Source organism: Sphingobium sp. TomTYG65 (assembly GCF_055395525.1).
This window is the reverse complement of sequence record NZ_AP027330.1, coordinates 876,894-897,994: the sequence shown is the minus strand read 5'-3', so window position 1 is coordinate 897,994 and position 21,101 is coordinate 876,894. Positions and strand designations below refer to the sequence as shown.

Annotated in this window: 17 protein-coding genes; 13 read left to right on the top strand and 4 right to left on the bottom strand. The window is 63.7% G+C overall.

The annotated features are described in order from the left end of the window. The first annotated feature begins 33 nt into the window (after positions 1–33). From ACZ5Y5_RS04475 to ACZ5Y5_RS04465, 3 genes are read left to right on the top strand one after another with little or no spacing between them, the layout of a single operon-like run. Positions 34–1,059 carry an aspartate-semialdehyde dehydrogenase gene (locus tag ACZ5Y5_RS04475; RefSeq protein WP_464809984.1) on the top strand — a complete coding sequence of 342 codons (1,026 nt, stop codon included), beginning with the start codon at positions 34–36 and terminating at the stop codon, positions 1,057–1,059. 10 nt (positions 1,060–1,069) lie between these two features. Beyond that, positions 1,070–1,759 carry a DUF2238 domain-containing protein gene (locus ACZ5Y5_RS04470; protein WP_464809983.1) on the top strand — a complete coding sequence of 230 codons (690 nt, stop codon included), beginning with the start codon at positions 1,070–1,072 and terminating at the stop codon, positions 1,757–1,759. A 2-nt stretch (positions 1,760–1,761) separates the two neighbouring features. Next, positions 1,762–2,523, top strand: coding sequence for an alpha/beta fold hydrolase (locus ACZ5Y5_RS04465; protein WP_464809982.1), 762 nt, complete (start codon positions 1,762–1,764; stop codon positions 2,521–2,523). A 3-nt stretch (positions 2,524–2,526) separates the two neighbouring features. On the opposite strand, the gene ACZ5Y5_RS04460 is transcribed toward ACZ5Y5_RS04465, so the two are convergent. Continuing rightward, positions 2,527–3,981 (bottom strand): AMP nucleosidase, encoded by a 1,455-nt coding sequence (locus tag ACZ5Y5_RS04460; protein WP_464809981.1) that lies wholly within the window; start codon positions 3,979–3,981, stop codon positions 2,527–2,529. A 77-nt stretch (positions 3,982–4,058) separates the two neighbouring features. Beyond that, positions 4,059–4,541, bottom strand: a complete 483-nt coding sequence (locus tag ACZ5Y5_RS04455) for a redoxin family protein (protein ID WP_464809980.1) — start codon at positions 4,539–4,541, stop codon at positions 4,059–4,061. 135 nt (positions 4,542–4,676) lie between these two features. On the opposite strand from ACZ5Y5_RS04455, the gene ACZ5Y5_RS04450 reads away from it, so the two are divergent. The 10 genes from ACZ5Y5_RS04450 (at position 4,677) to trxA (ending at position 18,922) form a co-directional block, all read left to right on the top strand. Then, positions 4,677–5,237: a YqgE/AlgH family protein gene (locus ACZ5Y5_RS04450; RefSeq protein WP_464809979.1), complete on the top strand. Its 561-nt coding sequence runs from the start codon at positions 4,677–4,679 to the stop codon at positions 5,235–5,237. Between the two features lie 184 nt (positions 5,238–5,421). Then, a complete protein-coding gene (locus ACZ5Y5_RS04445; RefSeq protein WP_464809978.1) occupies positions 5,422–5,958 on the top strand; it encodes a hypothetical protein in 537 nt (178 codons plus the stop codon). A gap of 120 nt (positions 5,959–6,078) precedes the next feature. Next, on the top strand, positions 6,079–7,488 hold the full coding sequence (gene ahcY, locus ACZ5Y5_RS04440; RefSeq protein ID WP_464809977.1) for an adenosylhomocysteinase: 1,410 nt from the start codon (positions 6,079–6,081) through the stop codon (positions 7,486–7,488). Between the two features lie 208 nt (positions 7,489–7,696). Beyond that, the gene (locus ACZ5Y5_RS04435) at positions 7,697–10,045 is read left to right on the top strand and encodes a PAS domain-containing sensor histidine kinase (RefSeq protein ID WP_464809976.1); all 2,349 of its coding nucleotides are present in this window, start codon (positions 7,697–7,699) and stop codon (positions 10,043–10,045) included. Then, entirely contained in the window at positions 10,038–10,496 is a 459-nt protein-coding gene (tsaE, locus tag ACZ5Y5_RS04430; protein ID WP_464809975.1) for a tRNA (adenosine(37)-N6)-threonylcarbamoyltransferase complex ATPase subunit type 1 TsaE, read from the top strand. Before ACZ5Y5_RS04435 ends, tsaE begins: the two co-directional genes overlap by 8 nt. Next, entirely contained in the window at positions 10,493–11,479 is a 987-nt protein-coding gene (locus tag ACZ5Y5_RS04425) for an aminoglycoside phosphotransferase family protein (RefSeq protein ID WP_464810469.1), read from the top strand. The genes tsaE and ACZ5Y5_RS04425 overlap by 4 nt, the downstream gene beginning before the upstream one ends. Next, positions 11,476–12,186 carry a nucleotidyltransferase family protein gene (locus tag ACZ5Y5_RS04420; RefSeq protein ID WP_464809974.1) on the top strand — a complete coding sequence of 237 codons (711 nt, stop codon included), beginning with the start codon at positions 11,476–11,478 and terminating at the stop codon, positions 12,184–12,186. Before ACZ5Y5_RS04425 ends, ACZ5Y5_RS04420 begins: the two co-directional genes overlap by 4 nt. Beyond that, positions 12,179–15,154, top strand: coding sequence for a double-strand break repair protein AddB (addB, locus tag ACZ5Y5_RS04415; protein WP_464809973.1), 2,976 nt, complete (start codon positions 12,179–12,181; stop codon positions 15,152–15,154). The genes ACZ5Y5_RS04420 and addB overlap by 8 nt, the downstream gene beginning before the upstream one ends. Continuing rightward, complete coding sequence (gene addA, locus ACZ5Y5_RS04410) at positions 15,135–18,572, top strand: double-strand break repair helicase AddA (protein ID WP_464809972.1); 3,438 nt, start codon at positions 15,135–15,137, stop codon at positions 18,570–18,572. The genes addB and addA overlap by 20 nt, the downstream gene beginning before the upstream one ends. Before the next feature lie 29 nt (positions 18,573–18,601). Continuing rightward, a complete protein-coding gene (gene trxA, locus ACZ5Y5_RS04405; protein ID WP_464809971.1) occupies positions 18,602–18,922 on the top strand; it encodes a thioredoxin TrxA in 321 nt (106 codons plus the stop codon). A gap of 63 nt (positions 18,923–18,985) precedes the next feature. Here trxA and ACZ5Y5_RS04400 read toward each other — a convergent pair whose 3' ends face one another. Beyond that, positions 18,986–19,783 carry an inositol monophosphatase family protein gene (locus tag ACZ5Y5_RS04400; protein WP_464809970.1) on the bottom strand — a complete coding sequence of 266 codons (798 nt, stop codon included), beginning with the start codon at positions 19,781–19,783 and terminating at the stop codon, positions 18,986–18,988. After that, positions 19,783–21,009 carry a bifunctional glutamate N-acetyltransferase/amino-acid acetyltransferase ArgJ gene (argJ, locus tag ACZ5Y5_RS04395; RefSeq protein WP_464809969.1) on the bottom strand — a complete coding sequence of 409 codons (1,227 nt, stop codon included), beginning with the start codon at positions 21,007–21,009 and terminating at the stop codon, positions 19,783–19,785. The genes ACZ5Y5_RS04400 and argJ overlap by 1 nt, the downstream gene beginning before the upstream one ends. Between the last annotated feature and the right edge of the window lie 92 nt (positions 21,010–21,101).

Genomic DNA, 21,101 nt, shown 5'->3' with positions numbered 1-21,101 from the left:
TCCGCAATTTTGCATGGAGTGGAGTCTTTAGTCATGGGTTACAAGGTCGTCGTCGTTGGTGCCACGGGCAATGTGGGCCGCGAAATGCTGACCATTCTCGCTGAACGCGAGTTCCCGATTGACGAGATCGCGGCGGTTGCTTCGCCCCGGTCGCAGGGCACCGATGTGGATTTCGGTGACACCGGCAAGACGCTCAAATGCAAGAATATCGAACATTTCGACTTCACCGGTTGGGACATCGCCCTGTTCGCTGCGGGCTCCGGTCCGACGGCTGAATATGCGCCCAAGGCGGCTGCGGCTGGCTGCGTCGTGATCGACAATTCGTCGCTCTACCGCATGGATCCGGACGTGCCGCTGATCGTGCCCGAAGTGAACCCGGACGCGATCGACGGCTATGTGAAGAAGAACATCATCGCGAACCCGAACTGCTCGACCGCGCAGATGGTGGTGGCATTGAAGCCGCTGCATGACGCCGCGAAGATCAAGCGCGTCGTCGTTGCGACCTACCAGTCGGTCTCGGGCGCGGGCAAGGTCGGCATGGACGAACTGTTCGAACAGTCGCGCAACATCTTCGTTGGCGATCCGGCTGAGCCCAAGAAGTTCACCAAGCAGATCGCCTTCAACGTGATCCCGCACATCGACGTCTTCCTGGAGGATGGCTCCACCAAGGAAGAGTGGAAGATGGTCGTGGAAACGAAGAAGATTCTCGATCCCAAGGTGAAGGTCACGGCGACCTGCGTGCGCGTGCCCGTGTTCGTCGGTCACTCCGAAGCGCTGAACATCGAGTTCGAGAACGAGATTTCGGCCAAGGAAGCGCAGGACATCCTGCGTGAAGCTCCGGGCGTGATGCTGGTCGATAAGCGCGAGGATGGCGGCTACGTCACCCCCGTTGAATGCGTCGGTGACTATGCCACCTTCGTCAGCCGCGTCCGCGAGGATTCGACCGTCGATAACGGCCTGTCGCTCTGGTGCGTCAGCGACAACCTCCGCAAAGGCGCTGCGCTGAACGCCGTGCAGATCGCGGAACTGCTGGGCCGCCGTCACCTGAAGAAGGGCTGAGCCCTTCAAGATGATCTCCGGCGCTGCTGCTGTCTGGAAGAAGCTTCCGATAGCGCAGCGCCGGATGATCCTGCTGCTGATCGCGGCCATTGCCGCAGCGCAGGTTGATCAGCCCTATCCCGAACTGGCCCCGCTTCAGCATGGACCAACGCTTGTCTTGGCGCTCGCTGCGCCATGGGCACTCCGCCGCTGGCCGCTGACGAACGGGGCCTTCACATGCATCTTCATCTTTCTGCTGCTGCACACGCTGGGCGGTCGCTACATCTATTCCTATGTGCCCTATGACGATTGGGCGCGCTCTATCAGCGGTCACGATATTTCCCGCACATTCGGGTGGAACCGCAACGGCTATGATCGCCTTGTCCACTTCGCCTTCGGGCTGCTGCTGACCCTGCCTTTCGCGGAAGTCGCCCGGCGACAGGGCAGCATGTCTGCCAAGTGGGCGCTGGCCTTCAGCTTCGCAGTCATTGGCTTTGTGAGCGCCATCTACGAAATCTTTGAATGGCTGCTGACGATCGTAGCCGCGGGAGCAACTGCAGACTGGTATAATGGCCAGCAGGGGGATGTGGGGGACCCGCAGAAGGACATGGCCGCCGCCCAGATGGGTGCATTCATTGCAATGATGTACCTGGGCCTGCGCGGCTCTCGACAAGGCGCGGGTCAACCAATATCCGGCGACGCGGACGACGCCAAGGAGTAGCCATGACCGACCTCGCGATGGAAAAGCTGGAGATCAAGGGGCTGGGCGGCTTGCCCATCGCCGTCCATGTGGCGGGCGAGGGGCGGGACCTGATGCTGATCCACGGATATTTTTCCAACGCCTGGACCAACTGGGTTCGTTATGGCCACGCCGCCCGGCTGATTGAAGCTGGTTTCCGCCTGATCATGCCTGATCTGCGCGGACACGGCGAAAGCGGAAAGCCGCATGATGCCGCCGCCTATCCGCCGGACGCGCTGACTGAAGACAATCTGGCCGTGGTCGAACAACTGGGCCTCAAGGACTATGATCTGGGCGGATACTCACTTGGCGCGCGCACCAGCGTGCGCATGCTCGCGCGTGGCGCAACGCCTCGTCGGGTCATTCTGGCGGGCATGGGTCTGCGCGGCCTTGTCCAAACGCTCGACAAGGGCGGCTATTACAAGAATGTCCTCTCCAACCTCGGCACGTTCGAGCGCGGTACTTCGGAATGGATGACGGAGGCGTTCCTGAAGACCACCAAGGGTGATCCGGTGGCGATGCTCCACATCCTCAACACGTTCGTCGATACGCCCGCCGAGACGATCGCCACTTTCATGCAGCCTACCGAAGTCATCTGCGGCGCGGATGATCAGGATAATGGCGTGGCCCAAGAATTGGCGGAGATTTTGCCCCACGGACGCTATGTGGAAATTCCGGGCAACCATATGAATGCCGTCACCCGGAAGGAGTTGGGGCAGGCTATGGTCGATTTCCTGACCGATTGAGGCTTAACGAAATGGCGGCTCGTTAAAAGCTCGCAGCTTGCGGCTGTGCAGCTTGGGCCCTTCCTGCCGCAGCAGTTCGCAGGTCATAAGGCCGACCCGCAGATGCCCAGCGATCGCTTCCTCATAGAAGCGGTTGGCCTGCCCCGGTAGCTTCAGTTCGCCATGGATCGGCTTGTCCGAAACGCAGAGCAGCGTTCCATAGGGAACACGGAAGCGATAGCCCTGTGCTGCAATGGTGGCGGACTCCATGTCTATTCCGACCGCTCGCGACAGGCTGAAGCGCAAGGCGGAACTGGAATAGCGAAGCTCCCAGTTGCGGTCGTCGGTAGTGACCACAGTGCCGGTACGCAGACGCCGCCTGAAATCCTCTTCGTCATTGCCGCCCAGCACAGCCTCTGCCGCTTTGGCGAGGGCGACCTGAACTTCCGCGATGGCTGGCACGGGTATCTCTGGCGGCAGCATGTCGTCCAGCACCTTGTCGTCGCGCAGATAAGCATGAGCCAGCACATAGTCGCCGATCCGCTGACTGGGGCGAAGGCCACCGCAATGGCCGATCATCAGCCACGCTTCGGGGCGCACCACCGCCAGATGATCGCAAATCGTCTTGGCGTTGGCAGGACCGACGCCGATATTGACGAGCGTTATGCCGCTCCGGTTAGGGGCGATCAGATGATAGGCTGGCATCTGGTGCCTGCGCCACGCGCTGTCGGCGATCATCCGCGCGGGGTCGGCGGTCTCCCGCGTCACATAGACGCCGCCTGCTCCGGATAGTGCTGTATAGGGCGTCCCTTCCCGCTGCAATTCCGCGCAGGCCCATGCCACGAACTCATCGACATAGCGGTGATAGTTGGTGAAGAGGATGTATCGCTGCACATGTTCGGCCGGCGTGCCGGTATAATGTTTCAGCCGAGCGAGCGAGAAATCGGTCCGCAGTCCGTCGAACAGCGCCAGCGGCCGGTGTCCCTCGGCATCCAACATGAATAGGCCATCTGCGATCTCGTCGCCGATTTCGGCCAGTTCGGTCGCCGGGAAGTGACGCGCAAGCTCTGTCGGGGGCGTGCCGTCGAGTGCGCTGATATCGAGCCCGTCGAGCACATAAGGGAAGGGGATCTGCTGGTCGCTGACGCCCGTCTCAACCTCGACTCCATAATCCCGAACAAGCAGGTCGATCTGTTCGGCCAGATAATCAGCGAACATCGCCGGGCGCGTGACGGTAGTCACATAGAGGCCGGGCTTTGAAAGGCGTGCGAAGGACCTGCCGGGCGGCGGCGCATCCGTTTCCGCCTTATGGGTGATGCGCAGCTCAGGATAGCAATATCGGCGATCAGACCTGGCCTCTGGCGGAGGCACGCTACCGTCACGCGCATAAGCCTGCATGGCCTCGCGCAGATTTCCGATAGAGGTCTGGTAGATTCGGTCGAGTTGCGCAACCGCTGCGCTGCCAATGCTTTTGGTCATCGACCGATGCTAACGCAGATATGTGACGGAAGAAAGCGAAGGCCGCGCGGTAAAGAGCGCCGCGCGGCCCTATCGGGTCAGAGCTGACCCAGAAGATGGTCTGCCGAAGAAACCTTGAAGCTCCCCGGTTCCTCGACATTCAGCTCGGCGACCACGCCGTCCTTGACGATCATCGAGAAACGCTGCCCGCGCGTGCCCATGCCGAACTTGCTGCCGTCCATGGTGAGGCCAACCGCCTTGACGAAATCGCCATTGCCGTCCGCCAGCATGGTGACCTTCTCATCCGCGCCGGCTGACTTGCCCCATGCACCCATGACGAATGCGTCGTTGACGGCGGTGCAGGCGATTTCATCCACGCCCTTTTCCTTCAGCGCTTCGGCCTTCTCCACAAAGCCGGGCAGATGCTTGGCTGAGCAGGTGGGGGTGAAGGCGCCTGGAACCGAAAAGAGAGCGACTGTGCGCGCCGCGAAATAGTCGTCGGAGGAGACCTGCTCCGGACCGTTTTCAGTCATTTTGGTGAAGGTCGTGGTGGGAATGCGATCCCCCTTGGCGATGCTCATGATCTGTCTCCTGCCGTTAGTCGGCGGGAGGTCGGCGCTGCAGCCTTCCCTGTCAAGACTGGGAATGTGCCGCGCCGCCTTTTGCGAACGACAGCCCGCCATTGGCAAAGGCGCAAGGCAGCGTATATTCGCACCATGAACCAGTCCCGCTCCTATGCCGGTCAGTTCCTGCTCGCGCTGCCGGGCATGGAAGATATGCGTTTCGATCATTCGGTCGTTGCCATCTGCGTCCATGATGAAAATGGCGCGCTGGGCATCGCCGTCAGTGATGAGATCGAAGGGGTAGGGCTGCACGATCTGCTCGACAGTTTCGATATCGACGCACGTAACGTGCCCGATCTGCCCGTGCTGCGCGGCGGGCCTGTCGAACCCCGACGCGGCTTCGTCCTTCATTCGCTCGACTGGAAGGGCCATGACATGGTGGAAGTCGGACCCGATTGGGGCCTGTCCGGCTCACTGGAAATCCTGAAAGCCATTGCGGAGGGAACCGGCCCTAGCCGTTACATCGTTGCGCTCGGCTATGCCGGGTGGGGCGCGGGGCAACTGGACCGGGAGATGACTGGAGAAAGCTGGTTTCCCTCCGAGTGCACGGCGGATATTTTGTTCAATGTTCCTGCCGACAAGAAATGGGCCGCCGCCTATGCTGCCGCCGGAGTCGATGCCTCCCATCTTGTGAGCGGTGCCGGGTCAGCCTGACATCCTCGAAGATTTTTCACGAATCTTTTCCGATCCCCCTGCGAAACGATGGCGGCAGAAGTCGCTTGTTTCTGCATCGTAACTGAACCGATTGCGGTAAAATTCCGCTAACCCTGTCTGTTGATGATGCGGCAAGCGGACGGGCGCACCCTCGGGCCAGGAGATTTGCACGGGGGTTCACATTATGAAGAAGTTTGTGGCGGCAGTGATTGCCGCAGCGATGCCGCTTGCGCCGGCCAGCGCCGCGACCTGCTGGAAGCCGGTCGCCGTGGAAGCCGCGCAAATCCGCGATTTCGAGATGATGCTGATGGTATCGGCGCTTCGTTGCCGCTCAACCGGCAGCAATTTCCTCGCGGCTTATAATCGCCTCATCCGCGAAAAGCGGGAGGCGCTGACACAGGTTAACGATGAACTGCGCGAACATTTCCGCTCAGTGGCTGGTCCGGTCGGCGCATTGGGCGCTTACGACAATTATGTTACCCAGCTCGCCAACGTTTATGGAGCGGGAGCCGATGGGCTTGCCTGCCGCGATCTCCAGTCGATCACGGACGCGGCAAATGCCTTGCCGCCCACGCGTTCGGCCCTGTTGGAATTGGCTGATGCCGCTGGCGTCACCCCGCATCTGTCCGGCGCACGCTGCGACGTGGTGATGGCGATCGCCGGAAAGGAAAGGGAAAGCAGGGCGCCCGTCGCAGTCGCTTCTCGCGATGCGGGTGAGTAACATAAAGAAAACTTTATATTGAGTTGCCTTCAACGGCGGCGATTGGTAAAGCGCAGCCCATCGCCGCCGTTTCGTTCGTCGAGCGGCTCCGGCACATTCTAGACCAATGGAGACCCGCTCGTGGCCACCGCACCCGCCGCTCAGGCGCAGGATTATGTGATCGCCGACATCAACCTTGCCGCTTTTGGCCGCAAGGAAATCGAGATCGCCGAAACCGAAATGCCCGGCCTCATGGCGCTGCGCCAGGAATTTGGCGCTGCCAAGCCGCTCAAGGGCGCACGCATCACCGGATCGCTGCACATGACGATCCAGACCGCTGTGCTGATCGAAACGCTGGCGGAACTGGGCGCAGAGATCCGCTGGGCGTCGTGCAACATCTTCTCGACCCAGGACCATGCCGCTGCCGCCATCGCCGCGCGCGGCATTCCCGTCTTCGCCGTGAAGGGCGAAACGCTGGAGGAATATTGGGACTATGTCATCCGCATCTTCGACTGGGGTGACACAACCTGCAACATGATCCTGGACGATGGCGGCGACGCCACCATGTTCGCCCTGTGGGGGGCGCGCGTCGAAGCCGGGGAAGAACTGTTCACGCCGGGCAACGAGGAAGAAGAAATCTTCGTCGCGACGCTCAAGCGCTTCCTGGCCGAGCGTCCGGGCTACCTCACCAAGACCGTCGCCGCGATCAAGGGCGTGTCGGAAGAGACCACCACCGGGGTCCACCGCCTTTACGAACTGGCCAAGAAGGGCAAGCTTCCCTTCCCGGCGATCAACGTCAACGACAGCGTCACCAAGTCGAAGTTCGACAATCTCTACGGCTGCAAGGAATCGCTGGTCGACGCCATCCGTCGCGCCACCGACGTCATGCTGGCCGGCAAGGTCGCCTGCGTCGCCGGCTTCGGTGACGTCGGCAAGGGATCGGCCGCGTCGCTCCGCAACGGCGGCGCTCGCGTGCTGGTAACCGAGGTCGATCCGATCTGCGCGCTGCAGGCCGCGATGGAAGGCTATGAAGTCGTGACGATGGAAGAAGCGGCGACCCGCGCCGACATCTTCGTCACCGCGACCGGCAACGAATCCGTCATCACCGTCGACCACATGCGCGCGATGAAGAATATGGCGATCGTCTGCAACATCGGCCATTTCGACAGCGAGATCGAGATTGCCGGTCTGAACAACATGCAGTGGACCGAGATCAAGCCGCAGGTGGACGAAGTTCAGTTCCCCGATGGCAAGAAGATCATCGTGCTGGCCAAGGGGCGCCTGGTGAACCTGGGCTGCGCCACCGGCCACCCCAGCTTCGTCATGTCCTCCTCCTTCACCAATCAGGTGCTGGCGCAGATCGAACTGTGGACCAAGTCGGAGCAGTATAAGAACGACGTCTATGTCCTGCCCAAGCATCTGGACGAAAAGGTTGCCGCGCTTCACTTGGAGAAGCTGGGCGTCAAGCTGTCCAAGCTGACCCCCAAGCAGGCCGCCTATATCGGTGTGACGCCTGAAGGACCGTTCAAGCCGGACCACTATCGCTACTGAGCAACATGGAAGGGGAGGCGAAGGTCTCCCCTTTTTTCTTTTCGTCATGCCAGCTATCGCTGGCATGACGAAAAGAAATATATCTCTTGGCCTGGCGAACCGGCGCATTTCTTCCAACTGCCCGCTTCACGCTGCTGCCGACTTGGGTTAGTCCCCTGATAATCATGCAGAGGGGCTGGCAGGTCGTGACAAGGGGTAAACAGGCGCGATGACGTCATTGACCCCGTTCGCCGCCGTCATATTGGGGATCGTGCTGGCTGGATGGCTGGCGGCGGCGGTCTGGGCCTTGTCCACTGGTCAGCGCATGCGGCGTGAAGGAATGCAGGCGCAAGGCAAGTTCGATCGCCTTTCCAGCCTGCTCGCCTCCGCTCCCGCAGCCCCTGTCATCATCCATGCCGACGGCCGGATCGAAGCGGCAGACCGCCTCGCCAAATGGCTGGGCAAGGACCGGGTGCCCGCCTTCGTATCGGAACTCACCGCAACCGATGGCGGGCTGGAGCCAGAGGACGCCGCCGCGCTCGCACAGGAAATCGCCGCCGCCCAGCGCGCAGGACGCAGCTTCGCGCTGCCGGTGCGCGGAGAAGGCTCATCGCGCCTGCTTCTCGTTCGCGGGGCGCCTGCCGGGCCGGTGCTGGCCGAAAGCGGCGGGGTTGTCCTTTGGATCTTTGACGCAACCGACAGCCAATCCGAAATCCAGGCGCTCAAGAGCAAGGTGGAGCAGCTCCGCGACGCGCTTGAGGCGCTGGCGGGACTTGTCGAAGCGGCCCCCTTCCCGATGTGGCATCGCACGCCCGACATGCGCCTCAGCTTGGTCAATGCCGCCTATGTGCGCGCGGTCGACGGGGAGAATGCGGCCGAGGTGATCGCACAAGGCATAGAATTGGTCGAAACGGTCGCTGGACTGAGCCCCGAAGGCGCAGCGGAGCAGGCCCTGACGGAGAGCCGCGCCGTAGAACGCATGGTCCCTGCGACGATCGATGGTGAAAGGCGCACGATGCGCGTCGTCGATGTGCCGCTGGGTGACGCGGGTGTCGCAGGCTTTGCGATGGACCAGAACGAGCTGGAGCAGGCGCGCGTCGAGCATCGCCGACTGGAAGATGCCCAGCGTGACCTGCTCGATCGCTTGTCGGCAGGCGTTGCCCGCTTCGGCTCCGATCGGACGCTGCGTTTCTGGAACCAGCCTTTCATGAGCCTGTTCGGCCTCGACCAGGATCATCTGGCCGAGCATCCGATGTTCGAACGCGTACTGGACCGCATGCGCGAAGCACGCCGCTTGCCGGAGCATAGGGATTTCCCCGCCTGGCGCGCCGAACGCCGGGATTGGTTCCTCTCCCCCGACCCGCGAGAGGAAAATTGGCTGCTGGCCGATGGCACGCACCTGCGCGTCTATGCGCAGCCGCTGCCGGACGGCGGTCTCCTCCTTATCTTTGAAGACCGCACCGAACAGGTCCAGCTTTCTAGCGCGCGCGATACATTGCTGCGTGTCCGCACCGCGACCTTCGACAATCTGTTCGAGTCGATCGGCGTGTTTTCGTCGGACGGCCGCCTATCGCTGTGGAACAGCCGATTCCGGACCATCTGGGACATTTCCGAGGACCTGCTGGCCCAGCATCCGCGCATCGACGAACTGATGCGCGCCGTTCAGTCGCGCCTTGCCAAGCCGCAACAAGCCAATCTCGTCCGCGAACTGGTCCGTGCAGCGACGGTGGAGCGCAAGCAGCGCGTCGGCCATGTCGGCTTCGCGGATGGCCGGATTTTCGAATTTGCCGCGATCCCGCTGCCCGACGGCAACGCCCTTTTCACCATGCTCGACGTTACCGACAGCCGCCGCGTCGAACAGGTGCTGCGCGACCGCAACGAAGCCTTGGAGCAGGCTGACCGCGTCAAGACCGCCTTCGTCACCAATATGAGCTACGAACTGCGCACTCCGCTCACCACCATCGCCGGCTTCGCGGAGATGATGAGCGCGGGCTATGCGGGCGACATCAGCGAGTCGGCGAAGGAATATGTCGATGGTATCCTGCAGAGCACTAACCGTCTGTCGATGTTGATCGACAATGTTCTGGACCTGACCCAGGGCGAGGCGGGAACGCTGCCGATCGATCGCAGCCCCGTCAATCTGGCTGAATTGGCGAAGGAGTGCGTCGCTCGCATCAAGAGCGAAGCCACTGCGAAGGGGATAGACCTCGCTCTGTCACTGCATGAAACGCTGGGCCAGGTTCAGGGCGACCGCCGCAGGATCGGACAGGCGCTCGACCACCTACTGGAAAATGCCGTTTGCTATAGCGGGCGAGGCGCGCGGGTGCTGCTCCACGGCGATGGCAGTGCGGAAAGCGCCAGGCTGGTCGTGTCGGACAACGGCCCGGGCATCAGTTCTCAGCGTCAGGCGACGATGTTCGATGCTGCCGCACGCGCGGAACAGGCACGCAATGGGGAAAAGGCAGGTATCGGCCTGCCGCTGGCCAAGCAATTGACCGAAGCGCATGGCGGCAGTCTTCAGCTCGTGTCCGAGCAGGGCCAGGGCACCATGGCCGTGATCGAGCTTCCCCGTGGCTGATCCGGTTCTGACTTTGGCGAATGAAGCGGCCATGCTGACGCTCGGACGCCGTCTTGCCGATCTGGCGCGGATCGGTGACGTCGTCGCACTGGAAGGCGGCCTCGGCGCTGGCAAGACGACGCTCGCTCGCGGCATATTGGAAGGACTGGGCCTGGAAGGGGAGGCGCCCAGCCCCAGCTTCGCCATCGTCCAGCCCTATGATGTGCCCGAAGTGAAGCTGCCGGTCGCGCATGTCGATCTTTATCGACTGGATCATGCGGAGGAAGCAGAGGAGCTGGCGCTTGACGACTATCTCATGGACAGCCTGCTGATCGTCGAGTGGCCTGATCGTCTGGGGCCGGATGCCTGGCCCGATGCGCTGCGGCTCCACATCGACATTGAACCCGATGGCGCTCGGCGCTTGACAGCGTGTGTGCCGGACGCTTGGACGGACCGATGGTCGCAGATATGATCCCGCCCGCCGCCGCTCCCGCTTTCCTCGCCGCTGCTGGCTGGGAGCATGCGGCGATCGTCCCACTGGCGGGCGATGCCTCCTTCCGCCGCTATTTCCGGGTGATTGACGGCGCACGCCGCGCCGTGCTGATGGACGCGCCGCCGCCGCATGAGGACCCTCGTCCCTTTATCGCCATTGCCGAGCATTTGCTGGGGCAGGGCTTTGCCGCGCCCGCCATATTGGCCCGTGACCTGGATGAAGGCTTGGTGCTGATCGAGGATTTCGGCGACGTGCGCGTCAAGGAGCATCTGGACGACCGACCGAGCGATGAGGGTGAGGTTTACACCCGCGCAGTCGAGTTGCTCGCCGATCTCCACCGCTTGCCCGCTGCTCAGGTGCCACCCTATGGCCGGGAAGTATATCAACGCGAAGCCGGCCTGCTGACCGAATGGTATTGCCCGGCGATCGGTTTGCCTGTCGATGCGGCGGCCTATGTCCGTGCCTGGGATGCCGTACTGCCGATCGTGGAGCGGTCCGCCAGCCCCACGGTCACGGTGCTGCGCGACTATCATGCCGAAAATATCATGCTGATCGATCGGCCACAGGCGCGCGGGCTGGGTCTGCTCGACTTCCAGGACGCGCTGGCGGGCCATCCCGCCTATGATCTTGTCTCCCTGCTCCAGGATGCGCGGCGCGATGTGCCGCCGGCGCTGGAAGCGGCGATGCTCGATCATTATCGCTCGGTTGCTAATCCGCCTGCGGACTTCGATGCCGCCTATGCGGTGCTGGGCGCGCAGCGTAACGCCAAGATCATCGGCATTTTCACGCGCCTTTGGAAGCGCGACGGGAAGCCGCGCTACCTCTCCTTCCTGCCGCGTATGTGGGACTTGCTGGAACGCGATCTGGCGCATCCTGCCGTTGCACCGGTCGCGGAGTGGTTCGCGGCCAATATTCCCGCAGACAAACGGCATGCCGCTCTTCAGGATCAGGCCCCGGCATGATCGACACGGCAATGCTGATGGCGGCGGGCCTGGGCAAGCGGATGCGGCCGCTCACTGCAACCCGGCCAAAGCCGCTGGTCAAGGTCGCTGGCAAACCCCTGATGGATCATGCGCTCGACCGGCTGGCGGCGGGTGGTATCCGCAAGGTGGTGGTGAACGTTCACTATCTCGCCGATACGGTAGAGGCGCATTTGCGCGCGCAAGCCAATGGCCTGCAGGTGGTGATTTCCGACGAGCGCCCCAAGCTGTTGGAGACGGGCGGGGGACTGATCCATGCCCGTCACCTGCTGGGCGACAACCCCTTTTTCTGCGCGAACAGCGATAATCTGTGGATTGACGGCCCCCAAGAGACGTTAGGCATGATGCAGCGGCTGTGGGACCCGGATCGCATGGACGCGCTGCTGCTGCTGGTGCCGCTTGCCAGGGCGCATTGCCATACCGGGCAGGGCGATTTCCACATGGACGCATCGGGACGCCTCAGCCGCCGCAAGACAGCCCATGTTGCGCCGTTCGTCTTCACTGGTGTGCAAATCCTTTCGCCCAGCCTTCTGGCCGATCCGCCTTCCGACGTCTTTTCGACCAACATCTTCTGGAACCGCGCTATCGAGGCAGGCCGCCTCTACGGTGTGTCGCATCAGGGCCTCTGGTTCGATGTCGGGACGCCGCGCGCCATTCCGATCGTGGAGTCGATGCTCGCCCATGGGTGATCGCACCCGGCCTGCCTTGTTCAACATCCCTGCGCATCGCGCCTTTTCCGACGCGCTGGCTGCAGGAATCATCGCCCAGCATGGCGGCGACACCATGGCGTTGGCGCAGGGCATGATCCTGTTGCCGACCAATCGCGCTATCCGCGCAGTCAGCGATGCGTTCGTTCGCCGGTCGGGCGGCGGATTGCTGCTGCCGAGGCTGGTTGCGATCGGTGATCCTGACCTTGGCGAACAGGCTGGCGGCGCTCTCGATCCTCTGGGGGAAGGGGAGGCGATCCCGCCTGCCATTGCACCGATGCGGCGGCAGATGATCCTTGCCCGCATGGTGCAGCAGGCATCCAGCCAGCCGGTCGATGCCGCTCAGGCAATAAAGCTTGGCCAGGCGCTCGGCGCCGTACTGGATCAGATGCAGGTCGAACGAGTGCCCGTCAGCGCGCTTGCCAATCTATCCCTGTCAGACGAACTGTCGGGCCATTGGCAGCGGTCGCTCGACCTCTTCTCCATCCTCATCCGTCGCTGGCCGGAGGAGCTGGGGCGGCTCGGGCTCATTGACCTTGCCGACCGACGCAATCGCCTGTTTGATCGGCTTAGCGCCCGCTGGAGTGAGCAACCGCCGCCCGGCTTCGTCATGGCCGCAGGGATCGCCACGACGGCGCCCGCCGTCGCCAGCCTGCTCCGGCGTATCGCTACTCTGCCGCGCGGCAGCGTCGTCTTCGCCGGGCTTGACCAGGAAATGGACGAGGACGCTTGGGAAGCGATTGGCCCCTTTCCACCTGACCCCGTCACCGGGCGCGCTCCGGCAGGACATGAAACGCATCCCCAATATGCCCTGAAGCGCCTGCTGGACCGGATGAGCGCCACCCGGGATGATGTCGCGCTCTGGCGTTGGGGCAGTGAGCATGACGCGCGCGCCGTGCGCAGCCGCAACATCTCGAACGCTATGCTGCCTCCGCGTCTCACCAGCCGCTGGCGCGATCTCAAGACTGCCGACAGGTCCCTTGCCGGTGTCGACGCGCTGGAGGTAGCCACGCCGGGCGAGGAAGCCCAAGCGATAGCCATCGCTCTACGCGAAGCCATCGAGACGCCAGGCCGCACCGCCGCGCTCGTGACGCCCGACCGTCAACTCGCCACCCGCGTATCGGCCCATCTCTCGCGGTGGGGAATAAGCGCCGACGATTCCGCCGGTCTGCCGCTGTCCCGCCTGCCGCCGGGCACCTTGCTGATCGCCATTGCCGAAGCGGTCGCCGAACGCTTCGCGCCTGTCGCGCTGCTGACCCTGCTCAAACATCCGCTGGTCATGCGCGGAGAGCAGCGCTTGCCGTGGCTGGAGGGGGTGCGTGGCCTAGACCTGTTGCTGCGCGGCCCGCGTCCTCCGGCTGGCCTGCAGGGCATCGACCTCCTGCTCGCCGCACGCGATGGAGAGGACCGCCAAGGCAATCTGCGGGCGCAAGTGGCGCAATGGTGGCAGACGGCTCGCCCGCTGCTGCTTCCGCTGGAGCAGGTCTTCACCGCCGCCCCGTCTTTTCCTGCGCAACTCGCCGCTATCCGTGAACAGGCCGGCATATTGACTGGCGACGCGGTCTGGGCGGGCGTGCAGGGCCGTACGGCCGCCGATCTCTTCACTGAGATGGAGCAGGCCGCCGCTGAAGGCCCGCAGCAGGCCGACATCCGCTCGCTTCCGACGCTGCTCGACCACATGCTCGGCGGCCTGTCCGTCCGTCCGGTGCAGGGCGGCCATCCCCGCATTGCCATCCTGGGTCTGATCGAGGCGCAACTGGTTCAGGCTGATGTCATGATCCTGGGCGGCCTCAACGAAGGCACCTGGCCCGGGCTGCCGTCGCCCGATCCATGGCTGGCGCCCCGCATCCGGCGGGAACTCGGACTGCCCGGCTTGGAAAGCCGCATTGGCCGCGCTGCCCATGACTTTGCGAGTGCGCTTGGCGCTCCTCATGTTCTCATCACCCGCGCCCGGAGGGGCACTGGAGGTCCTGCAGTCGCTTCCCGCTTCTGGTTGCGGTTGAAGGCCATGGCGGGCCCGCAATGGAAGAGCGCAGATCGATACGCCGCGCTGGCGCAGACGCTGGACCGCCCGGCCATTCACAAGCCCAGCCGCCGTCCCGCGCCTGTGCCGCCCGCCTCTGTGCGTCCAAAGCTGATCCCGGTAACCGACGTTGATCGCCTGAAGGCCGACCCTTATGCCTTCTACGCCAAACGCATCCTGCGCCTCAGCCGCCTGGATGCGGTCGACGCCGATGCGGGGCCGGCATGGCGTGGCACGGCCGTTCACGAAATCCTCCAGCATTGGGCCGAGTCTGGCCGCCGCGACCCCGCGGATCTCGAAGCGCGCGCCCGCGCCATGTTCGATCGGCCGGACGTCCACCCGCTGCTCACCGCCCTTTGGCAGCCACGCCTTATTGAAGCGATCCGCTGGATCGCCGCGGAAGTGGCGGCGGATCAGGCGGCGGGCCGCTCGATTCTGGCGGTGGAAACCGACGGCCGGGCGGATATTGCGGGCGTCACCCTGACCGGCAAGGCTGACCGCATCGATCGCATGCCGGATGGGTCGCTCGCGGTCGTCGATTATAAGACTGGCAAGCCCCCCAGCGCCAAGCAGGTGAAAGCAGGCTATTCGCTGCAACTGGGGCTGCTTGGTTTGATCGCGGAACGGGGCGGTTTCCCTACCATCGATGGCGCGCAAAAAGCGGGCTGTTTTGAATATTGGTCGCTCGCCAAGAAGAACGACGCGTTCGGCTATCGCGACAGCCCCGTCGATCCACTCGGCAAGCGTGACAAGATTGTGACCGCTGACTTCACCTCCTTCGTCCACGCGCGGTTCGAGGAGGTGGCCGGCGCCTATCTCACCGGCCAGGCCCCGTTCGATGCGCAGGTAAATCCCGAAGTGGCGAGCTACGGCGATTATGACCAGTTGATGCGGCTGGAAGAATGGTATGGGCGCGACGATGGCTAGGAGATCTTCCGCCCTTCAGCCGCTCGCAGGCGCGCAGGCGCTGGCCGCTGCACCTGACGCACATGTCTGGCTTTCCGCATCGGCCGGGACCGGCAAGACCCATGTGCTGACCGCGCGCGTCTTCCGCCTGCTGCTGCAAGGTGTGCGTCCGGAAAATATCCTCTGCCTCACCTTCACCAAGGCCGGGGCGGCGGAAATGGCCGATCGCATCCACGATCGCCTCGCGGGCTGGGTGCAGATGGAGGAGGGCGAACTTTTCGCGGATCTGGAGGCGCTTCACGAGGAGTCCGGACCCGAAGCCCGCGATCGCGCCCGCCGTCTCTTTGCCGAAGTGCTGGAATCGACTGGCGGCGGTCTGCGTATCCAGACCATCCACGGCTTCTGCCAGCAGTTGCTGACGGCATTCCCGCTCGAGGCTGACCTTCCGCCCGGCTTCCGCCCGCTAGATCAGCGCGAGCAGGGAGCGTTGGCGCGGCAGACCCTTGCCGACCTGGTGGTGCGTGCGCAGGAACAGCGTGACAATGCCCTGATGGAAGCGCTTCAGGCAATCAGCCTGCGCTTGGGGGAGGGCGGGGCGGAGCAATTCCTGCTGCGCTGCGCGTCGCACCTCCCCGCGCTGGAGGCGTTGCCGGAAGATGTCTCCGCTTGGCTCAATCAGGAACTCGGCCTGCCCGAAGGCGACATTCTCGCCCATCTCGCCAGCGAATGTGACGAGGCGCAGTTCGATATGCGCACGCTCGGCTGGATCGCGCAGGCCAATGCGGACTGGGGCACCGGCCGTGCGCTGGAGCGCTGCGACCGTATCGCCCGATGGCGCGCACTCGACGCCCACGGGCGCGCTGAGACGCTGGCTGATCTGCACGCCGCCTGGGCGAAGGCGGACGGGGACATCATTTCCGCCAAGGGCTGGGTGCCGCCGGTTGATGGCTATGCCGAGGCGAGCGCCCGGCTCCATTCACGCTGCGCCGAGCTGTTGAGCCTCAAGGCGATGGCCGCCTATGCCGACCTGCTGGCCCAAGCGCTACACGCCGGGCGCGCCTATGCCCGCGCTTATAGCGAGGCCAAGCAGCTTGCCGGCGCGGTCGATTTCGACGACCTCATCGCGCGAACCGCCGACCTTCTCTCGCAGCCCGGCATCGCCGACTGGATCCGTTACAAGCTAGACCAGCGCATCGACCATATCATGGTAGACGAAGCGCAGGATACCAATGTCAGCCAGTGGCAGATTGTGGGCGCGCTTGCTGCCGAGTTTTTCGCGGGCGAGGGCGCGAAAGGCGATCGCGTCCGCACTATCTTCACCGTCGGCGATTTTAAGCAGGCGATCTTCGGTTTCCAAGGCACCAGTCCCCAGGCATTTGCAGCCGCGCAGATCTTGTTCCAGCGCCACGCCGAGAATGCCGATCATCCCTTCCACGACCTGTCGCTGGAACGCAGCTTCCGTTCCACACCCGCCGTGCTGGACGTCGTCGATCACACGATCGCCACCCTGAACGCCGAGCGGCTGGGACTCCCGCAAGGGGCCGTCCGCCACATCAGCGCCAACCGCTTCCCCGGAGAGGTTCTGCTGTGGAAGCCGACCATCGCCGGTCTGTCCGATGATGCGGAAGGGGAAGAGGATTGGGCAGCCGATCAGGAACGGCTGCTCGCCCAGAATATCGCCCGGCAGATCCGCCAATGGATCGATGACGGCATGATGCTGGAAAGTCGCGGCCGTCCAGTCACGGCGGGTGACATCATGATCCTCGTCCGCCGCCGCAGCGAATTGGCCCGCCTGATCGTGGCGCGCCTCTATGAGGAAGGCGTAGCCGTCGCCGGGATCGACCGCCTCCGTCTCAATGCCCCGCTCGCCGTCCGCGACCTGCTCTCCGCGCTGCGCTTCGCCGTCCAGCCCGAAGATGAGCTGAACCTTGCAGCGCTTCTGGTGTCTCCGCTGATCGGCTGGTCGCAGGACGATCTTATGTCCCGCGCCATCGGCCGTCGCACTGGCCTGTGGCAGCATCTCACCCGCACGTTGGACGACGATTTGCTCGCACCGCTTCGCGCCCTGTTAAGCCGCGCGGACCTCACCACGCCCTACCGTTACTTGGAAGCGATCCTGTCTGGCCCCATGGAGGGCCGCCGCCGCCTCATCGAACGGTTGGGCATCGAAGCGGCCGACCCGATCGAGGAGTTGCTGAACGCGGCGCTTGCTTTCGAAACCGACGATCATCCCTCGCTGCAGCGCTTCGTCGATTGGTTCGACCGGGGTGAGGTGGAGATTGTCCGCGATGCCGCTGCGCAGGGCGACTCGCTTCGTCTGCTGACCGTCCATGGAGCGAAGGGACTTCAGGCGCCGGTCGTCATCCTGGCCGACGCGTGTCTTGATCCCGATGCGGGAACGCGCAGCGACTCGCTGGCATGGAACGGCCTCCCGATCCTCGCTCCCCGCAAATCGGAGCGACTGGGGCCGATCGGACAAGTGCTGGAGGAAGCGCGCGCCGCCGAGCGGGAGGAACATTGGCGGCTGCTCTATGTGGCGCTCACGCGCGCTGAGGAAAGGCTCATCGTCACCGGATCGCTGGGTCCTCGCGCACGAGGTTTGCCTCAACCCGAAAGCTGGTTCAGCGCTGTGGAAAATGCGCTGATCGCTTTGGGGGCCGAGTGGGAGGAAGACCCGCTATGGGGCGCGCGTCGCCGCTGGCGAGGTAGCGAAATCCTCCCGCCTCGTTCGCCCGAAAGTTCCGCAGTTGACGAGAGGGCGGCCCATGCCGAACCCTCCTGGCTTCGTCAGCCCGCGCCGGAGGAAGCGCGTCCTCCCCGGCCTCTCGCGCCATCCGCCCCGGTGGAGGATGACGTACCTTACCCGCCGCCCACGCCTGCGATGCGCGCTGCGAGCGAGCGCGGCCGCTGGCTGCATGCACTGTTCGAACGCCTGCCCGATGTGCCGCCGGACCAGCGTAGCGATCGCGCCGATCGCTGGCTGGAGCAGCAAGGGGCGGACCCATCGATGCGTCATGACGTCATCGCCCAGGCGCTGCGGGTGATCGAGGATAGCGAATTCGCGGCTCTTTTCGCTCCGGGCGCTTTGGCGGAGGCCCCGGTCGCTGCGGCGGTGGGCGAGGTGGTGGTCGCCGGAACAGTCGATCGCCTGTGCGTCTCTCCTGACCTGGTGCAGGTGGTGGACTTCAAGACCGGTCGCATCGCTCCGCTTACGGCCGACGAAGTTCCGATCGCCCATGTCCGTCAGATGGCGGCCTATGCCGCCGCGCTACAGGTGATTTTCCCCGGCCGTCGCATAGAGGCAGGCCTGCTCTACACCAGCGCACCACGGTTGATCACGCTTCCCCATGATCTCCTTGCAGCGCACAAGCCGGGCTTTTACCCCACGCAGGAGAATTTGCCGCATTCAGCCGTTGAGACGGATGCGTCACCATCCTAGATATCCGTCCAACTGAAGGAGATACTTATATGGCTACCAAGGCAGTCACCGACCTCAGCTTTCAGGCGGACGTGATCGACGCCGACAAGCCCGTCCTCGTCGATTTCTGGGCAGAATGGTGCGGCCCCTGCAAGATGATCGGCCCGGCCTTGGAGGAAATCTCCGACGAATTGGCTGACAAGGTCACGATCGCGAAGATCAACATTGATGAAAATCCCGACGCGCCGGGCAAATATGGCGTGCGCGGGATTCCGACGATGATCCTGTTCAAGAATGGCGAGGCTGCCGCGACCAAGGTCGGCGCCGCGCCCAAGAGCGCGCTCAAGGGCTGGATCGAAAGCGTCCTGTAAACCCTGCTCTTCTCCCTCTCCCCTTCAGGGGGGGGAGGGCCGGGAGAGCCAGAGATCCTCATCTCAGCGGAACAGCATCTCCGCCGCCGCGTCCCACAAGCGCCGAGAGGACGCACCCAGCAGTCCCCGCCGCAGATCGCCTACCATGTAGGGTGACCCGTCCAGCCGCTGGCAACAGCCGCCCGCTTCATTCAACAACAGCGTGCCTGCAGCGTGATCCCATGGCAGGGTTCGCGCGAATACCGACACGTCATTCTGCCCGAGCACCAGCCGCGGATACTGCTCCGCCGCGCAGCGCGGAATATCCACCAGCGCAAAATTCCCTTCTGCTCGGCGCTGAATGTCCGCGCGTTCCTCGGGCGTCATGAAATAGACGGCCAGCGCCGCGACCGGTAGGGCGTCGCCGCTCTCCCGCGCCTGCACCCGCTCGCCATCGATATGGCTCCCCGCTCCCAGGATCGCATGGCACAGCCGCCCTGTCAGCGGGTCCAATATCCACCCGGCCAGCGTCGTCCCGGCATCGGCCAGCGCGATCATGATACCAAAGGGCGGCCGTCCCGCCGCGAAATTGCCGGTCCCGTCGATCGGATCGATGATCCAGTTCAGCCCGTCGCCAGCACGATCCAGGATTGCCGGGTCAGCCGCGCAGGCTTCCTCGCCGATGATCCCGGCTTCCGGCAGGATGCTCGCCAACCCCTCGGCCAGCCTGATCTCGCTTTCCTTGTCCGCGATGGTGACGAGGTCATCGACGGCTTTCTCGCTGATCTCCTCGGTTCGCAAATTCTGGTAGCGCGGCATGATCACATCAAGCGCAACTTCGCGCATCAGCGCGACGACGGGATCATGCAGTTCGATCGGCATCAGCTGCGATAATCCGCGTTGATCGAGATATATCCGTGCGTCAGATCGCAGGTCCACACCGTCGCGCGGCCTTCACCCAGGCCAAGATCGACGCCGATCTGAATATCCTGTCCTTTGAGGTGCGCTGCCACCGGCGCCTCGTCATAGCCTTCGACGGCCAGACCACCCGAAGCAACCTGCGTCGTTCCAAAGCGGATGGACAGCTTATCCCGGTCAGCAGGCTCGCCCGCCTTGCCCACCGCCATGACGACCCGCCCCCAATTGGCGTCCTCGCCTGCGATCGCCGTCTTCACCAGTGGCGAATTGGCGATGGAAAGGCCGATACGGTGGGCGCTCGCATCGCTTTCCGCGCCCTCGACCATGATCTCGATAAACTTCGTCGCACCCTCGCCATCGCGCACCACCAGATGCGCCAGTTGCATGCAAAGGTCGCTCAGCGCCGCCTGAAACGCATCCGCACCAGCATCGTCCATCGATGCAAGCGAAGCGTTGCCCGCCTTGCCGGTTGCGAAGGCCAGCACCGTGTCACTGGTCGAAGTATCGCTATCCACCGTAATACAGGAAAAGGTACGCTTGTTCGCAGCCGATAGCATCTGCTGCAACAGCTTGGCCTCGATCGCCGCGTCGGTGAAGATATAACCGAGCATCGTCGCCATATCCGGCGCGATCATGCCTGAACCTTTGATGATCCCGACCAGTTCGACCCGCGTGCCGCCGATCATCGCGCTCGTGCGCGCGCCCTTGGCATAGGTGTCGGTGGTGCCGATCGTATTTGCCGCGTCCTCCCAGCCACAGGCAGGCGCCCCAAAGGCCGCCTCCAGCCCCGCTTCCGCCTTGTCCACCGGCAGCGGCACGCCGATCACACCCGTCGAGGAGATAAAGACATCAGACGGCAGGCATCCCAGATGGTTCGCGACCTTGGCCGCGATCGCTTCCACGGCGGCCCTTCCGCGATGCCCGGTGAAGGCATTGGCGTTGCCCGCATTCACCACCAGCGCACGCGCCGAGCCCAGCGGGATGGCGTCACGGCACCATTCGACCTCGGGGGAAGGGCACTTGCTCTGCGTCGTGACGCCCGCCACCACCGTGCCCTCGGCCAGTTCGGCATAGGTCAGGTCACAACGGTCCCAATTCTTGTACCGCGCCCGGGCGACACGCATCGTCACGCCTGCGATCGGGGGAAGCTGGGGAAAAGCTGCGGGGGCGAGAGGAGAACGCTGTGTCATTGGGGCGGATTAGCGGATATGCGGCGGCGGTCAACATTCGCTGCCGTCAACTGCTCTCAATTGACTATCTCCTACCCAAACCCTAAATCGCC

What these genes read in the sequence shown, in the direction of transcription:
- ACZ5Y5_RS04475 (WP_464809984.1), top strand. Translation starts at nt 34, where the DNA reads ATGGGTTACAAGGTCGTCGTCGTTGGTGCCACGGGCAATGTGGGCCGC.
- ACZ5Y5_RS04470 (WP_464809983.1), top strand. Translation starts at nt 1,070, where the DNA reads ATGATCTCCGGCGCTGCTGCTGTCTGGAAGAAGCTTCCGATAGCGCAG.
- ACZ5Y5_RS04465 (WP_464809982.1), top strand. Translation starts at nt 1,762, where the DNA reads ATGACCGACCTCGCGATGGAAAAGCTGGAGATCAAGGGGCTGGGCGGC.
- ACZ5Y5_RS04460 (WP_464809981.1), bottom strand. Translation starts at nt 3,981, where the DNA reads ATGACCAAAAGCATTGGCAGCGCAGCGGTTGCGCAACTCGACCGAATC.
- ACZ5Y5_RS04455 (WP_464809980.1), bottom strand. Translation starts at nt 4,541, where the DNA reads ATGAGCATCGCCAAGGGGGATCGCATTCCCACCACGACCTTCACCAAA.
- ACZ5Y5_RS04450 (WP_464809979.1), top strand. Translation starts at nt 4,677, where the DNA reads ATGAACCAGTCCCGCTCCTATGCCGGTCAGTTCCTGCTCGCGCTGCCG.
- ACZ5Y5_RS04445 (WP_464809978.1), top strand. Translation starts at nt 5,422, where the DNA reads ATGAAGAAGTTTGTGGCGGCAGTGATTGCCGCAGCGATGCCGCTTGCG.
- ACZ5Y5_RS04435 (WP_464809976.1), top strand. Translation starts at nt 7,697, where the DNA reads ATGACGTCATTGACCCCGTTCGCCGCCGTCATATTGGGGATCGTGCTG.
- ACZ5Y5_RS04425 (WP_464810469.1), top strand. Translation starts at nt 10,493, where the DNA reads ATGATCCCGCCCGCCGCCGCTCCCGCTTTCCTCGCCGCTGCTGGCTGG.
- ACZ5Y5_RS04420 (WP_464809974.1), top strand. Translation starts at nt 11,476, where the DNA reads ATGATCGACACGGCAATGCTGATGGCGGCGGGCCTGGGCAAGCGGATG.
- addB (WP_464809973.1), top strand. Translation starts at nt 12,179, where the DNA reads ATGGGTGATCGCACCCGGCCTGCCTTGTTCAACATCCCTGCGCATCGC.
- addA (WP_464809972.1), top strand. Translation starts at nt 15,135, where the DNA reads ATGGGCGCGACGATGGCTAGGAGATCTTCCGCCCTTCAGCCGCTCGCA.
- trxA (WP_464809971.1), top strand. Translation starts at nt 18,602, where the DNA reads ATGGCTACCAAGGCAGTCACCGACCTCAGCTTTCAGGCGGACGTGATC.
- ACZ5Y5_RS04400 (WP_464809970.1), bottom strand. Translation starts at nt 19,783, where the DNA reads ATGCCGATCGAACTGCATGATCCCGTCGTCGCGCTGATGCGCGAAGTT.
- argJ (WP_464809969.1), bottom strand. Translation starts at nt 21,009, where the DNA reads ATGACACAGCGTTCTCCTCTCGCCCCCGCAGCTTTTCCCCAGCTTCCC.